The following is a 15651-nucleotide window of genomic DNA, read 5'->3' as shown; positions in this document are numbered from 1 at the left end:
CGGATAACGTCAAAGCCAATGTAATCAGCTATAAGCTTGCTACTAACACGTTTTGTTCATACGATCCGCCAGCCACATTCCCACCAGCATGCTTATCATAAACACCCACACCGTCGGGTTGCCGCCACTTAGGCTGGTTACCGCAGGGCCTGGGCAAAAGCCTGCAATCCCCCAGCCTAAGCCAAACGCTGTAGATCCAAGAATCAGCTTTCTGTCTATCAACGGATTGTTACGGCTATCTAACGGCTCGCCATTGATGGCTTTAGCGCGCTTTTTAATGACCAGATGATAAAACGGTGCAAAGACCAATAGCGCGCCACCCATGACGAATGCCAAACTGATATCCCAGTCGCCTGTAATGTCTAAAAAGCCAAGTACTTTGTTTGGATCAACCATGCCTGAGATGATCATGCCAGAGCCAAAAAGAATACCTGCGACCAAACCGATAACGATAGTAAATGAAGCGTTTTTCATTATGCCCCCAAGCCAGTCAGATTCTTGATAAACACGGTTACGATTGCCACACCCATAAATACACAGGTCGCAACAATAGAACGTTTAGATAAACGAGCCATTCCGACAATGCCATGCCCGCTAGTACAACCGTTCGCTGTTTTAGTACCAAAGCCCACCAGAAGGCCAGCAATAATCACTAAAGCGAGATTCATCTCTTCTAACTGCGGAAGTTGGTAGCCCGTCGGAATTAATAGCCAACCACTTGCGACCATTCCCACAACAAAGGCGATACGCCAGTGTTTTTCGGTGTTTGCTGTATCCGCATCTTTACGTTCTTTGTTGCTGGTGCCAGTTGGCAATAATCGGCTGACAATGCCACTAATGCCAGCAACTCGACCAATCCCCAACATTAAAACAATGGCCGACACGCCTAACAACATGCCGCCGAAAAAAGCATCCCAAGGAATCAAACTAAGCACAAACCTCTCCTATCCACAAACATCATAAACTCATAACAACCTATAAATTAGAGTTTACTAATAAATATAAATTAGTCAATGCTAATGTACTGCGAGTATGTGTCGTTTTGTAAGTCTGGAATTAACAAGCGCCCTGTATGAAAAAAGCCCCTAGGTGTTAACCTAAGGGCTTAAGATTTATTCTGTCTTTGGTAAAGAACAGCTATTTGACCTTGTTCTTCTCAGCAATCCATTGCGACATGTACTTAGTGCTCGCCATGCTGTGGTGTTTGAGCATCGAACCAAAGAAGTTATCCAGTCGATGAGATTCAAGATCCGACTCTAACGCAATCAATCGCTCAATCAATGTGTCGCCCAGTTTATTCTGCTCGTAGTGCGCTTCAAGGATTGAATGACATCGGCTTTGTGCCTTAAGCCACTTCTCTTCATCTTTATAAAGGGCAACTGCAGCTTCAACAAATTCGTCGATATCATCAGCAACCGCACCTGGCCATTGCAGTTCTCCTTGTGGCAACATACCTTCGCTGCCGATTTCACTGGTCACGTTCGGAGTCTGTAGCTTCATCGCATCAAGTAACTTGCCTTTAATGCCTGCGCCAAATCGTAAAGGTGCAACACACACACGAGCCTGCTCCATCACTTCTTGAGCGTCTATCGCCCAACCTTTGATATGGAAACCGGTTTTAGGGTTGTGTAATGCGGTCGCTTTTGGTGGCGGATACGATCCATAAATATGAAGTTCAGTGTCAGGCAGCTGTTTGCGAATCTTCGGCCAAATCTTCTGTAACTGAAGCACGGCATCCCAGTTCGGTGCGTGTCTAAAGTTACCTATCGTCATGAAATGCTTACGTTCTTCAAAGCTTTTCGTGCTTTCAGGAAGCGTATTAAGATCAACCATGAAAGGTAGATGGTGAAGCAGTTTGGGATCGATATTGAACTCGGATTGAAGCAGTTCCATCTCGTAGCTTGAAATGATCAACGAAAGATCACAGCGCAGAATCGCAGCAATTTCACGTTTAGCCAAATCACTGTACAAGTGTGCTTTGGTCAGTTCCGTTTCTTTCTTAACGGCTTCATGGCGGGCGTTACGCAGGAACTGCAAGTCTTCAGTATCCAACAGCTTAAACGCGTTCGGACATACCTTCTCAACACGCCAACCAAACTGTTCTTCCATCATAAAACGGTCAAACATCACGACATCGGGCTGCAGTTCTTCAATGTAATCGTCAAAGCTATCGCAATTTAACTGTATAGATTGGCTTGTGATGCCCTCTTCGGAGAGATCAATCATGTGCTCGGTTTCTTGAGCGGGTGTTGCAAATTCGACAGACCAACCTTGTCTCTTAAATAGACGTAAAAGAGACATCATGTGGCTGCCAGCCGCCGATGAATTCGGTTCTGGCCAAACGTAGCCAATTGCTAAAACTTTCTTCAAAACACTTCCTAAGAAATAACAAAAGGGACTAACTTAGCCCCTAATAAAACGTTTATCGATCGTGGTCGACTTATATCGCTGATTATAATGAGTTCTAATCACTCAGCGATCAGATTCGCTCACCTACATTGCGAGCTATCATAAGCACTTCATCAGCAGAGTACAGGTTTGAAATCGTAGTTTCGACTTCAGCGCCTAACGTCGACTGATAGAGCTTTTGTGCAAAGTTATCCGCTCTGGTCGTCACTAGCACATGTTTTAGCGTCGAGTCTTGCTCTGCTAGCTTCTGTTTCACTTGCGGCAAGGAGTCAAGAATCAGCTTTTTACCCAATCCTTTTCCCTGCGCAGTTGTTAACACGGCGAGTTGCTCTAGTTCTAAAACAGCTTCAGGTCTAAACCCGCTTTTCTGCACCCAAATAATGTAGCCAACAATCTCACCTTCGCTCTCTGCAACGAAGTTAAGAAAGCGTGGTGAAGCGCTTAAGTTACATTGTAACCAATCTTTTGAGTTTTGCTGTCGAACAAAAGTAGCTTGGTGAACTAAAGCCGCACCATCAAGGTCGGCTTTTGCCATAAAACGAACTTGCGCCATGTTGCTACTCGTTCTCAGAATTAGGACGCGTTTTACAGTGTAAAATGGCTCTTTCCAAAAGCTCTAAAGCCGACTTATCCGCTTCTGGAAGCTTAGCATCTGATTGACCTAGCGGTTCAACACGGCTACCCCATTTAATATGACCAGCCCCCCAAGTTAAACCGGCACCGAATGCCGCTACAAGGATGTTTGAGTTCGGTTTAATAAAGCCTTGCTCTAACGATTCACACAATGCAATTGGCACAGTCGCAGCCGACGTGTTGCCGTAATTTTGAATGTTCACGAACGCTTTCTCACGTTCAATGCCCGCCATATCACACAGAGTTTGAATGATTCGGATATTTGCTTGGTGTGGAATCACAACGTCAATGTTGTCTGTTGAGATGCCAGTACGGCTCAATACTGTATGTGCTGCTGCACCCATGCCTTTAACCGCACGTTTGAAGATCTCTTTACCTACGAAATCAAAGTCCCAGTAACCGTTGTCAGCAGCGAAGCGATCCATAGATGTACCGAACTTTGGCACTGCTAGAATATCGCGGCCTTCTGCGTCACAACCTATCTGCGCTTCTTGCAGGCCAACTTGTTCTTCAGTGCGAGATAGAACCACAGCGCCAGCGCCATCACCGAATAGAACCGCAGTATCACGCTTGGTCCAGTCGATGAAGAATGAAAGACGTTCTGCGCCGACAACGATTGCATTGCGGTAGTTGCCCGCTTGAATCAATCGAGTTGCGGTTTCAACACCGTAAATGAAGCCTGTACATGCTGCGTTAAGGTCAAAAGCCGCTGCGCTCTTGATACCTAGGTTCTGTTGAACCTTAGACGCAGTATTTGGAATAAGAGAATCAGGGCTGCACGTTGCGATGATCACGAGATCGATATCTTCGGCAGTAAGGCCAGCGCACGCCATTGCGTGTTGAGCAGCAACAGTCGCTAGCTCAGAGGTATTTACATGACTGATACGACGGTTTTCGATACCAGTTCGAGTACGAATCCACTCGTCAGACGTATCAATGAAAGTGCTTAAATCATCATTGGACAGCACGGCTGGTGGCAGACACTTTCCCCAGCCAGTAATTTCGGCGTAAAATTTTGTCATCATTTACCTGTTTATTGTTTGTTTTTATTTAAGTATCGTATTCTAGTTTTAAACAGTATAAGCGCTCCGTGCGTGATTCGTAAATCACGTTAGCCACGGAGTTACAATAAAAAGAGAAAGTTATGTCTACATTCAACACACGCTGCCCTTCTTGTAATGGCTTAAACCGAGTTCCTTCAGAAAGAATTTCAGAAAGCCCAACTTGTGGTAAATGCAAAACAGCACTGCTCGATGGCGCTCCTATCGAGGGAACGTCACTTAATTTCCAATCTATCTTGAACAGTTCACAGCCTGTAGTTGTCGACTTCTGGGCGACATGGTGTAACCCATGTGTGGGCTTCGCGCCTGTGTTCAGCGACGTTGCAAAAGAACGCTCTGGAGATGTTCGATTCGTTAAGATTGATACTGAAGCTCAGCAGCAGCTCGCGGCAATGTATCAAATCAGAAGCATTCCGACCGTGATGGTGTTTAAAGACGGTAAACGTGTCGATACGATTAACGGTGCACTGCCAAAAGGTCAATTTGATCAGTGGCTGAATCAAGCTCTAACCAAATAACACTATTATTTAAACTATTGGTTAAACTATTGATTTAGTTTTACTTAATTCTAAGTAAGCACACAAAAATAGGTTAGAGAGTCTTATGAAACTAAGACTTTCTAACCTACTGTTTTATTTATGGTTATCACTTAATTTCTCGAATCAAACCACAGCTTCGCCTTTCGCTTGAATGTCAGCTTCTTGCTTACCTGCCCCGTATTGCTGTTTGATCTGATCTGCGACTTTCTCAGCAATCATAATGGTTGGTGCATTGGTGTTTGCCCCAATCAGTGTCGGCATCACAGAAGCATCAATGACTCTCAAATTATCCAATCCATACACTTTGAGATCTTTATTCACCACGGCTAATGAATCACTATTAGGTCCCATTTTACAGGTACCCACCGGGTGATACTGAGTGTCTGCACGATTGCGAATATCTTGCTCGATAGCCTTATCATCACTGGCGTCCACAGGGTAAAAAGCATTGCCACGGATATCATCAAACGCGGAACTTTCTAACATTTGATACTGCTTCTTCCAGCCCTTAATCATGATCTCCATATCTTCAGGATGATTGAAAAACGCAGGGTCGATCTTAGGCGGATCATAGGGATCATTACTATTGAGCGTTACGGTGCCATGGCTCTTCGGTCGCAACAAGGTGACATGAGAGGTAAAGCCATGACTGGTGTGGATTTTTCTGGCATGGTCATCAACCACCGCGACCACAAATACAAACTCTAAATCCGGTATAGCGATATGATCTTCGGAACAGAGAAAGCCTATCCCCTCTGCAAAATTACTGCTCATTTTACCGCGGCGTTCTTTGTGCCATAGTGGTAAGGCTTTGGTCATTTCAGAGGCCATTTGCAGCGAGATACCAAAAGTTTCACGCTTTTCACTGCATTTGTACGAATGCACTAAGTCGATATGGTCTTGAAGGTTCTTGCCCACTCCGGGTAATTCATGAACTTGTTCTATGCCATGCACCTCTAGTTCAGTTTTAGCACCGACACCAGACAGTAATAGCAATTGCGGAGAACCAAATGCACCAGCGGATAGAATCACCTCTTTGTTAGAGTGGATTTGATAACGCTTGCCGTTAGAACCATATTCAACACCAATCGCCTTCTTGCCTTCAAACAAGACCTTATGTGTGGTGGCTTTAGTCACGACCGTGAGATTCGATCGTGAAAGGTTTGGCGTTAAGTAAGCCTTGGCAGCACTGCACCGTTCGCCATTCAACTGTGTTACCTGCGTCGGCATCGCCCCAAACTGAGCAGCACCGTTAATATCTTCATTGCGAGGCACACCTATCGATTCACACGCCGTTAAATAACGTTCCAACATAGGGCTTGGCGACCTGAGATTTGCCACATTAAGAGGACCACCTTGGCCATGAAACTCATCTTGGTGGACTTCGTTATTTTCCGCTTTCTTAAAGTAAGGCAGACACGAATCATAGCTCCAACCTGTGTTACCCAAGCTTTCCCATGTATCGTAATCGTAGCGGTGTCCACGAGCGTACATCATGGCATTGATAGAGCTAGAGCCGCCAAGTGTCTTACCTCTCGGCTGATAACCTTTACGACCGTTCAAACCCGGCTGTTCAACCGTTTCGAATGCCCAATTATTGAGTTTGGTTGGCATCATCGCCACCACGCCAACGGGTGTGTGAATGAATGGGCTGGTGTCTTTACCACCCGCTTCTAACAAGCAAACCGTCACATCAGGATCTTCCGACAGCCGAGAAGCCATCACACACCCAGCTGAACCACCGCCAACAACAATAAAATCATAACTATCCATTTGCCACCTCCGCTATTTCTAGTGGGTGTAACTCACGCTTCAAGATTTTTCCGGTTGCTGTCATGGGTAAGGCTTTACGAATGAATACCTTACGCGGGTATTTGTAGTCGGCGAGTTGCTCACGACACCATGCTATCAAGGCTGCGCTATTAGATTGCGTATGTTCGTGAAGCACCACATGCGCGTGGATCTCCTCGCCTAAATGATCATGATGCTCGCCTACCACCGCGACCATTTCGACATCGGGGTGACACATCAACACTTCTTCAACTTCACGTGGATAAACGTTATACCCACCACGAATAATCATGTCTTTCACACGGTCAACAATGAACAAATTGCCGTGCTCATCAACGCGTCCAATATCTCCCGTTAAGAACCAACCGTCACGAATAGATTCAGCTGTCGCCTCTGGCCTTTGATAATAGCCTTTCATCACACTTGGACTTTTAATGCAGACTTCGCCCAGTTCACCCATAGCGACAGAGTTGCCTTGTATATCAGTAATCTTGATGAGGTGGCCACATAAAGGCTGACCGACACTACCCGATAAACGATCGCCATCAATATGATTAAAGGTCGCAACTGGCGCCGTTTCCGAGAGCCCATAACCTTCTAAGACTGGTAATTCAAAACGAGACTCAAACTGTCGTATAACCTCAAGCGGCATAGAAGCACCACCAGAAACACCTAACCTCAAGCTGTGTTTAACCTGTTCAGAGCGCTCTAATGACTCTTCTCCGGCTCTAAGAAGCGCAATGTACATGGTAGGAACGCCAGCAAAGACACTGACTTTATGGCTAATGATCTGTTCAATAACCAGTGATGGTTCAAAACGAGGAATCAACACCATGGTTGAACCCGTTAACACACTCGCGTTCATCATCACTGTCTGGCCAAAACTGTGGAACAAAGGCAGTGTAGCCATTGTGGTGTCACTGTATTCCAATCTCATTAGATACTGTGACGACATCGCATTGGTTTGCATGTTGGTGTGAGAAAGCTCTGCCCCTTTGGGTTGACCCGTCGTGCCAGAGGTATAAAGGATCACAGCGGTATCATCACCCCGGCAAGCCAGAGATTCAAAAGGAGCCAAAGGTTGTGCCAACCAATCAGCTATTGATTCATGCTGCTCATTTCTTTCTAAAGTAGTGTCTGCACTTGTTGGAATAGGCATCTCGACAAAGTGTTCACAGTGGTTTGCCTTCTCAAAACCTTGTAAACCATAGCGACCAATTGGAAGCTCTTCACTGCCTTCAAAACATAAATAGGCTTTCGCGTCAGAGTCATTGAGGTGATAAGCGATCTCTCTGGCCTTAAACAACACGTTTAAAGGCACTACGACACAGCCTGCTTTTAGAATGCCGTAATAAGCAATGGGAAAATAAGTCACATTCGGACACGACAGCGCGACCTTATCTCCCTTCTGCAACCCAAGTCTTTTCAAGTTAGCAGCCACGTTTCCAGAAAGTTGTTCTAACTGAGAAAAGCTGATTTCATCCGATCCCATACGCAGAGCGGCTTTAGTTGGAAAAAGCGAAGCGCTACGCTCCAAATTAACAGCAAGATTGTGCATCCATGATCTCCTTATGCGGCTTAGACCTGTGTGTGACGGTCACCGTAGACGTTCTAATCGTTGTAATAAGTCTCTTTCTTGTCATCACGAGCCTGCACATTGGTGTGTCATGTAGATAAGAGTCGTTATTGAGCAAAATGTTTGAGACGCTCCAATGTGCAGCCCAATAAATTACAACATTTCGATAACATTTCGAACAGGTTTCAAAAAGACAAAAACCGGTGATATTCGGACACAGCCTGCGCTAGCCCAATAAAACCTTGCACACATAAACCAAAATTTGAAACAAGCTTGCGAAAGTGAGAACAAGCAACAGGCGTAAATGTTAAAAGTTCGGTTAAGATATCGATATTCAACAAGAGGCAGCTTATGGAATACACCGCAGTTTACGAACCCGACATGCAAGCATTCGGCATTCTGGATCTTCAGTTGCTGCATCGTTACCTGTCGCCTGTTCTCAGTATCGAAGAGTTGCTCGAAGGCAGTAACATCGATGCTCTCCAACTCAACACACCCGATACACACATCACTTTGGCGCAAAAGCTTGCTGTGTTCAGTAATGCGTTAGCGAATTCCAACGAAGACGGATTGGGGCTTAAAGTTGGCCAACAAGCGAGGTTCAGCGATTTCGGCGTGCTCGGTTATGCGGTGTTTAGCAGCGAAACACTACTCGATGCCTTTTTAATCGGGTTTAAGTATCTGCAACTTGCTGGCCCTGTCCTCAGGAAAACCATGTCTGTAGAAGACAACATTGGTTACTTTCGCGCAGAGCAACTTATCGAACTCGATTCTTTACTGCCCTTTTGTTGTGAATACTGGTTCGCGGCGATACACAGTTTGTGCGAAGAGGTCTTACAGCAGCCCTTTCCTTCTCAAGTGATCCGCTTCCCCTATCCAAAACCTGAATACGGCGATCTATACACAGAGATTTTCCGCTGCCCGGTTGAATTCAATAGTGACCGGCTTGAATGGGAGTTCGACGCAACCACCTTGTATTCATCTCTTCCTACCGCCAACCCCATCACTTTACAGATGTGCTTAAAATCGTGTGATGACATGTTGGCAAAAGTCAGTGCACCCAGTAGCCTCAAAGAGAAAGTCTCTCAGATGCTGATTGAAAGGCCAGGATGTTACCCTTCTATAGAATCCATTTCTTCAGAACTGGGCATGTCTTCTCGAACTCTGCGTCGTCACCTGAAAGCAGCGGATACGAGCTATCAGAAGATACTGGACCATGTTCGCTTTCACCTTTCCCGGCACTACCTTTCTTCAACTCGAATGAGTATTGAAGAGATATCTGAACGAGTTGGCTTTTCTGATAGCGCTAACTTTCGTCATGCCTTTCGTAAGTGGAGTGGTAACTCGCCACGTCAATACCGTAAAGAAACGGTCTAACACTTAAAATCCCACTCAATCCAAATCATAAAAAGACAATCACGCTGCAATCTTTTTCTAAATTAAACCACCAATGAACAACGGCTTAACGACTTTTTGCCCGCATAAAATCTCGCCAAACCACCAAATATCGCAACCGTATTTTAGTTTAGTTGGTCGATAAATTTCTTTTATCTTAACGACCATTTTTATTTGTTTTACCCAATTCAGTTTCTCCCCCATAGTCGCGGAAAATTCATCGTTTCTTTTACTATCAGAGGCTCCTGCATTGGACAACATCCAACCAACAACTCGCATAACTGTTCCTGTTATTGCATTGTCTTTTTACGCGATCGCTTCAGGCTACTTAATGAGTTCATTACCATTAATGCTGTCTGAGTATGGCTTAGACAAAGATCTATCGAGTTGGTTGGCGAGTGCATTCTATGCAGGTCTACTGGCTGGTACATTATTGATTGAACGTGCCATTGCGCGTGTTGGCCACAAAGATGCGTTCGTCATCGCATTGAGTGTGTTCATCGCAACGATCCTTGTATTGCCATTGATCTCACACCAAGCAGTATGGCTACTAGCTCGCTTTGTGGCTGGTGTGGCGGTTGCAGGTATCTTCGTGATTGTAGAGTCTTGGCTAATGAGCGGCGACGAGTCACAACGCGCAAAACGTCTCGCTATCTACATGTGTTCACTGTACGGCGGTTCTGCAGTTGGTCAGCTTGGTATCGGTTACCTAGGTATTACTGGTGGCGTACCTTTCATCGCAATGTTCACCCTTCTGTTTGGTGCGATCATTGTGCTGATGTACGGACAAGCAACTCCACCACAGATCCACGATGCGCAATCTTTGTCTTTAAAGCAGATCAGCAAATTAAGCCACAGCGCGCTAATTGGCTGCATTGTTTCCGGATTAACGCTAGGTGCGATTTACGGCTTGATGCCAGTTGAACTTGCTCAACGTAACATTGCACACGAAGACATTGGTGGTTTGATGGCTTTGGTTATCATGGGTGGTATGGCTGTACAGCCGATGGTGACTTGGTTATCTCACCACGTAGGACAAGTGTTATTAATGGCTTTGTTCTGCCTGCTAGGGGTTGCAAGCATTGGTGTGCTGACTATCAATCACGATTTCTACGTACTAGGCATGAGCTTGTTCGTATTAGGCATGGCCACATTTGCGCTATACCCAATCGCGATTAACTTAGGTTGCCGTAACCTTGACCCAAGCTACTTGGTGTCAGTGACTCAAATAATGCTACTTTGCTACAGCATCGGTTCTGTTGCGGGACCAATCGTTGCAGACAGCTTTATGGATTCACAAGCAGGATTGTTCACTTACCTGTTCGCGTCTCTACTTGCTACAACGATCTACATGTTGATTGCTAGCCTAAAGCGCTCTCACCTACAGATTGCAGGCGAGTAAGCTTAAATAGACAGACACTAGATGCGTGTCATTAGGGCTCCGAGTTCAGACTTTATGTCTAAGCGAAGGGCCCTTTTCAACTCATGCCTATATGTAACCTTCTTCTCCCACACTTCTCATTTCATCGTGCAAGGCTAACCAAGAAGTCGATGGCTCTTTCGATATTGACTGGGTGACAAACCGAAATGCTTTTTGAAACGATGCGAAAAGTTATAAGGATCTTTGTAGCCTAAGCGATTAGCAATCATAGAAACTGACCAATCTTGATATTTCAGTAGACTGGTGGCTTTGTCCATGCGTAATTGAATCAATTTACTGCGTGGTGAGAGGTTGAATAGCGTCTTAGTGACTCTATTGAGTTGCTCTTCACTGATGAACACTCTTTCAGCCATCCCTGCCACTGTCCATGGCTGATGCAGACTACTTTCAATTTCGTTATAGAGCGCTTGAACACGTGCAGTGGTGCTGGTCGACTTAGGCTCAAACCCCGTCAATGTTCGGATAATTTCACTCAAGAGTAACTTACGGTAACTGGCTCTACCGCCTATCTCAAAGTAAACCAAGTTCATTAATGACCAGATCTGCTCACACTCTCCAAAAGGCACAATCCCCTGTCCTAAACTTGCTATGTGCTGCCATTGCTTGGTGTCAGGCGTCAGCATCCACGCCATTTTCCAATAATTATATTGAGGATCGAGTTCAAAACGAAATGGGGTTTCAGCAGGAAGCACCACGAGTGTATAAGGTGTAATCGCTTGGACCGATGTTGCGGTTGTTAGAATGCCGCCACCTTCCATAGTGAAAATCAACGTATGAACATTAACGGATTCGCGCTCAACCCAGTAGCCATCATATAGCTTCGCCATGCCGCCCATATAGACACCAAAGCTTTTCATCTCTGGAATATCTTCAACGGTCAAAAAACGTTCTTTGCACTGTTCAGCGAGAAAAACATCATCATGCCAAGTTGATTTTGGTCTCATTGAATCAATGACGGATTCGCACAGGTTTTGTTGTTTTTTAAACATGTTGTTACTTCGCTCAAATCACTATAGTTCTGCCATAAATCGGAGAGCTTATGACAACTAACATCAACCCTAACTCATCTATGAATAACAAGCCAGAGAGCATCTTACCTCGTATCGTTAAGCTGGGTTTACCTGTTGCTTTACAAAGTGCGCTTGTCGCTATTCTTGCCCTTGCTGACGTATTAATGGTCAGTGATTATGGTATGGAAGCAGCTGCGGCTGTGGGAATTGCATCAAAATGGCACTTCGTTGCTATTATGATTATGGCAGGGTTGGCCTCAGCAAATGGAACATTAGTCGCTCAATACTGGGGAAAGAATGACCGAAAAAGCGCGCGAACAGTATCATCTATCGCGATGGTGTTTGGCTTAAAAGTTCTGTTGCCTGTTACTGCAATCATCACTCTTGGTTCTCAGTTTTTAATGATGTTGCAAACCAGCGATCAAACCGTGATTGAACTTGGCGCGACTTACCTATGGTATGGCTTCCCCGTTCTACTGCTGACTCACATTGTGGTCGTGGTAGAAGCAAGCATGCGCTCATCAGGTGACACCGTAACCCCGCTACTATTAGGCACGGTGACCATTGCACTCAACATTGCGCTTAACTTCGTTCTAATCAAAGGTGCCTTTGGTATTCCCGCTATGGGCGTAGCAGGTGCAGCACTAGCGACGACACTCGCTCGCGCAATTCAAGTCGGCTTGATGTATAGCTACATGCGCATGCGTAAACACTGGTTGTTAACCACGCCTAGCTCACCACATCGTCCGTCATTATGGTTGTCTTACCGTCGTATTGCTTTGCCACTAACGATGAATGCCGTGTTATGGGCAATGGGTACTATGGCATACCAAATGATCTTCGGTCACATGGGCACAACGGAACTTGCTGTGTTCTCTATGCTCGCGCCTTTTGAGTCGCTGTGTTACTCGATATTCTTTGGTATTTCTGTAGCGTGTTCCGTGTTGCTTGGTCACTCACTCGGTCGTGATGAGTTTGATGACGCTATGAGTATGGGTCTGACGTTCATCAAAGCCGTGGTTGGTTTTGGTGCGGTTGTAAGCTTGCTATTGTTTATGGGTAAAGAGCACGTTCTGTCATGGCTAAACCTGACCAAAGACGCTTTATACCCGCTTGCTTCACCTGCGATGATGATCATGTGCTTTGCGGTCGTGATTCGCATGCTCAACATGGTGATCATTAACGGTATTATTCGTGCTGGTGGTGATAATGCGTTCTGCCTTCGCATGGATTTCATCGCGATGTGGATGGTGGGCATTCCAGTATGTGTTTACGGCGCGTTTGTCGCTGAATGGGACTTTAAATACATCTATGGTCTGATGTTGGTAGAAGAAGTCGTGAAATTGACCATCTGTTCACACCGTTACTTGAGCCGACGCTGGATCAACAACCTAACGGTGACCTACGAAGAGCCTCAAGCGGCGTAAGTTTCAGTTACCTGGCTATATTCAAACTTAGATAAAACGTATCTACATAAAAAAGGTCTGAGAAATCAGACCTTTTGCATTTCTTTAGAAATTACTTTAAAGCGCCACTTACTTCTTGTTCATTCGGATATGGCGGTTCGACACATTCGGCAACGGCTTTTCAGGCACTTTCCGTTTCTCATGAATCAGATGTCGAATCGCTAATATCGGATGCTTAAGTAGCATTCTTGGCCCGGCATAGCGCATCACCAATCGCATTTGCTCTTTCGGGTCTGGTTTATAGCAATGAATCGGACACTTATTACAGGTCGGTTTTGCTTCGCCATAAGGACATCTATCCAGTCGTGTTTCGGCGTAACGCAACAGTTGCTCACACTCCTCACATAACGCGTTATTCTGACGAACTTCACCGTGGTGATCTTTGCAATAGATGTGCACCATCGCAATAACGGTTTTGTACTCCGTTGCGAGCTCACCTTGTAGAATATTGTTATGTTGGAACATGTTTTAATTACCTAATGAGAAACCGTACAGGTTGAGATTAACGCTTTCGCTTATCACATCTTCAACTCGCTCGAACACAAAGCCTAACTTAGTCAGTAGTGTGATACTTCGAATGTTATCAGAGGTAGTGATGGCAACTAAATGATCGATATCAGCATTCTGCTTAGCTTGTTCAATTATCGCCTCCGCGGCTTCTTGGGCAAAGCCTTGACCATAAAACTCAGGAGCAAACCCGTAGCCAATATCATGCGACGCTAAGGTGTCTCTTTTTATTAATCCGCAGATACCAATTGGCGTTGAAGTTTCTTTGATTTCAACCATCAACAAACAGACACCCTTCTCTTCATGCATCTTAAGAATGTTGTTTTCAATGTACTCGACAGCCTTTTCAGTGTCGTTGATTTCCTTATCACCAATGTAACGCAGGAAATCTTCTGAGCTGTATAGTCGTTGAATAAACGCCGCATCTTGAGGTGTGATCATTCTTAATCTTAAACGTTCGGTCTCGACTGACTGCATAGTGATATTTTCCTTGCTGAATACCATGTAAATATTGAGTTCTAGAGCTAAAATGATTATCCTCCACCGCCTAAACTAAATACAAGGCTATGCAGCAATGAACCGTAAGAAAAAAATCAATCAAATTCTAAAAAAGAAGCAGAAACAGGCGAATTCTAAACTGCATAGTAGCAACAAGCCTCGCTACATCTCTAAAGCTGACCGTGCAAAAATGGAAGCTGAAGAACAAGCGAAAGCAGCTCAAGAGCAAGCTGAAGGTTCAGTAGAAGCAACTGTTGAAGCTGAAGAGACAAAAGCTGCAGAGTAAGTTTATACTCGCAGTCCTCTTGTCTGACACTCTTTTCAGAGCCAACAGACAAGAACAAAAAAGCAGCCTCAAATTGGGCTGCTTTTTTGATCCTACCATTTTTAATCGCGCTGGTTAGCCTTTGAATGGCTGCACTTCCCAACGGGCAAACGGTGCTTTTGCGTTGATTCCCGCTCTGCCCCAACGATCAACAGAATCCACTACCAAGATACGCTCATTCGGTACCAATGATTTAATCAAGTTGCTTGGCTTTTTCGCTGTAACTAACCATAGAGCATCATCTTCCGAAAACATCTCTTTAAGCTTGGCTTTGTCCTGCTCTGTCCATTCCAGTTCAGCTTTGAACATGCGTTCTTCAACAAACAGTTGGCTGCCAGAGGCGAAATCTTCCAAGCTTTCTGAAAGCAACAATACTGAATCTACGTCATTGTCGAGCAATACTGCTTGCTGCTTGTTGATCAGTTCACGAACATCCAACATCACACGTTGTAAGTTGCTATCAATCGTTTCAGCTTGCGCAGGCCACAACAACTTAAAGTCGTCAGCCACAATCGCCGCCATACGTGTTAAGTTGGTCGGGTTTAACCATGCGTATTTAGACACATCACCATTCGACAATGTAAGCGCAGCAACGCCTTGTGCACGCGGTGTAATCGCTTGAGCGGCATCAACCTCAACTAAACGGATATTGCTTTGTCTTGCGTATACAAACGTAGGGTCGGCTTGCCAGATCGATGACAACGTTACCGCAACGGTCGCCTTTTCACCCGATTGAAGCACTTTACTCGCACCCTTGGTACCAAACCAATTCGGCAGACGGTCAATACCGTAGCGCTTAGGTGGTAGATATTCGGTCGTAATGTCCGTGCCTTTGGTTAGCTCTGTCGCCAATGCATAAGTCACAGGTGTACTGGTTAGGATGTCTTCTGCATTCACGTTCAGTGACATCAAAGAACCAGCCATTAATACACTACCAAGTACACTCACTTGAGCCGTTGCTTTTACTGAGCTAGCGATACGATTCATTAAACAAGTCATG

The 15651-nt window shown here is 45.2% G+C and carries 17 protein-coding genes; 5 read left to right on the top strand and 12 right to left on the bottom strand.

Going from position 1 to position 15651, the window contains the following annotated elements; translation table 11 throughout:
* Positions 1-42 precede the first annotated feature (42 nt).
* From F0229_RS15590 to F0229_RS15570, 5 genes are all read right to left on the bottom strand, one after another.
* The gene (locus tag F0229_RS15590; RefSeq protein ID WP_171733210.1) at positions 43-474 is read right to left on the bottom strand and encodes a YeeE/YedE family protein; all 432 of its coding nucleotides are present in this window, start codon (positions 472-474) and stop codon (positions 43-45) included.
* Positions 474-935, bottom strand: coding sequence for a YeeE/YedE family protein (locus F0229_RS15585; protein ID WP_010429747.1), 462 nt, complete (start codon positions 933-935; stop codon positions 474-476). The genes F0229_RS15590 and F0229_RS15585 overlap by 1 nt, the downstream gene beginning before the upstream one ends.
* 202 nt (positions 936-1137) lie before the next feature.
* Entirely contained in the window at positions 1138-2370 is a 1233-nt protein-coding gene (locus tag F0229_RS15580) for a glycosyltransferase (protein WP_171733209.1), read from the bottom strand.
* Positions 2371-2479: 109 nt separating this feature from the next.
* The gene (locus tag F0229_RS15575) at positions 2480-2944 is read right to left on the bottom strand and encodes a GNAT family N-acetyltransferase (RefSeq protein WP_171733226.1); all 465 of its coding nucleotides are present in this window, start codon (positions 2942-2944) and stop codon (positions 2480-2482) included.
* A gap of 22 nt (positions 2945-2966) precedes the next feature.
* Complete coding sequence (locus F0229_RS15570) at positions 2967-4064, bottom strand: ketoacyl-ACP synthase III (RefSeq protein ID WP_171733208.1); 1098 nt, start codon at positions 4062-4064, stop codon at positions 2967-2969.
* Between the two features lie 122 nt (positions 4065-4186).
* On the opposite strand from F0229_RS15570, the gene trxC reads away from it, so the two are divergent.
* Positions 4187-4621 (top strand): thioredoxin TrxC, encoded by a 435-nt coding sequence (gene trxC / locus F0229_RS15565; protein WP_048660138.1) that lies wholly within the window; start codon positions 4187-4189, stop codon positions 4619-4621.
* 144 nt (positions 4622-4765) lie between these two features.
* Here the strand turns inward: trxC and F0229_RS15560 are convergent, their stop codons facing one another.
* Positions 4766-6415 carry a GMC family oxidoreductase gene (locus F0229_RS15560; RefSeq protein WP_171733207.1) on the bottom strand — a complete coding sequence of 550 codons (1650 nt, stop codon included), beginning with the start codon at positions 6413-6415 and terminating at the stop codon, positions 4766-4768.
* Positions 6408-7991, bottom strand: coding sequence for a long-chain fatty acid--CoA ligase (locus F0229_RS15555; protein ID WP_171733206.1), 1584 nt, complete (start codon positions 7989-7991; stop codon positions 6408-6410). The genes F0229_RS15560 and F0229_RS15555 overlap by 8 nt, the downstream gene beginning before the upstream one ends.
* A gap of 369 nt (positions 7992-8360) precedes the next feature.
* Between F0229_RS15555 and F0229_RS15550 the strand changes: the two genes are divergently transcribed.
* On the top strand, positions 8361-9386 hold the full coding sequence (locus tag F0229_RS15550) for an AraC family transcriptional regulator (RefSeq protein WP_017069105.1): 1026 nt from the start codon (positions 8361-8363) through the stop codon (positions 9384-9386).
* 57 nt (positions 9387-9443) lie between these two features.
* On the opposite strand, the gene F0229_RS15545 is transcribed toward F0229_RS15550, so the two are convergent.
* Positions 9444-9683 carry a hypothetical protein gene (locus tag F0229_RS15545; protein WP_017060129.1) on the bottom strand — a complete coding sequence of 80 codons (240 nt, stop codon included), beginning with the start codon at positions 9681-9683 and terminating at the stop codon, positions 9444-9446.
* Here F0229_RS15545 and F0229_RS15540 point away from each other — a divergent pair.
* Entirely contained in the window at positions 9655-10806 is a 1152-nt protein-coding gene (locus tag F0229_RS15540) for an MFS transporter (protein WP_171733205.1), read from the top strand. The genes F0229_RS15545 and F0229_RS15540 overlap by 29 nt on opposite strands.
* Positions 10807-10940: 134 nt before the next feature.
* Here F0229_RS15540 and F0229_RS15535 read toward each other — a convergent pair whose 3' ends face one another.
* On the bottom strand, positions 10941-11834 hold the full coding sequence (locus tag F0229_RS15535; RefSeq protein WP_017060977.1) for an AraC family transcriptional regulator: 894 nt from the start codon (positions 11832-11834) through the stop codon (positions 10941-10943).
* A gap of 50 nt (positions 11835-11884) precedes the next feature.
* On the opposite strand from F0229_RS15535, the gene F0229_RS15530 reads away from it, so the two are divergent.
* A complete protein-coding gene (locus tag F0229_RS15530; RefSeq protein ID WP_171733204.1) occupies positions 11885-13282 on the top strand; it encodes an MATE family efflux transporter in 1398 nt (465 codons plus the stop codon).
* Positions 13283-13390: 108 nt separating this feature from the next.
* Here the strand turns inward: F0229_RS15530 and F0229_RS15525 are convergent, their stop codons facing one another.
* Entirely contained in the window at positions 13391-13786 is a 396-nt protein-coding gene (locus F0229_RS15525) for a nitrous oxide-stimulated promoter family protein (protein WP_017060975.1), read from the bottom strand.
* Positions 13787-13789: 3 nt separating this feature from the next.
* On the bottom strand, positions 13790-14305 hold the full coding sequence (locus F0229_RS15520) for a GNAT family N-acetyltransferase (RefSeq protein ID WP_017067858.1): 516 nt from the start codon (positions 14303-14305) through the stop codon (positions 13790-13792).
* A 97-nt stretch (positions 14306-14402) separates the two neighbouring features.
* On the opposite strand from F0229_RS15520, the gene F0229_RS15515 reads away from it, so the two are divergent.
* On the top strand, positions 14403-14612 hold the full coding sequence (locus F0229_RS15515) for a DUF2986 domain-containing protein (RefSeq protein WP_017060973.1): 210 nt from the start codon (positions 14403-14405) through the stop codon (positions 14610-14612).
* Positions 14613-14726: 114 nt separating this feature from the next.
* Here F0229_RS15515 and F0229_RS15510 read toward each other — a convergent pair whose 3' ends face one another.
* Entirely contained in the window at positions 14727-15650 is a 924-nt protein-coding gene (locus F0229_RS15510) for an ABC transporter substrate-binding protein (protein ID WP_017064558.1), read from the bottom strand.
* Position 15651: the final 1 nt, after the last annotated feature.

Source organism: Vibrio sp. AIC-3, from assembly GCF_013114515.1.
GTDB lineage: Bacteria > Pseudomonadota > Gammaproteobacteria > Enterobacterales > Vibrionaceae > Vibrio > Vibrio crassostreae_C.
The sequence above is the reverse complement of the archived record's forward strand: the minus strand, read 5'-3'. Positions and strand labels throughout refer to the sequence as shown.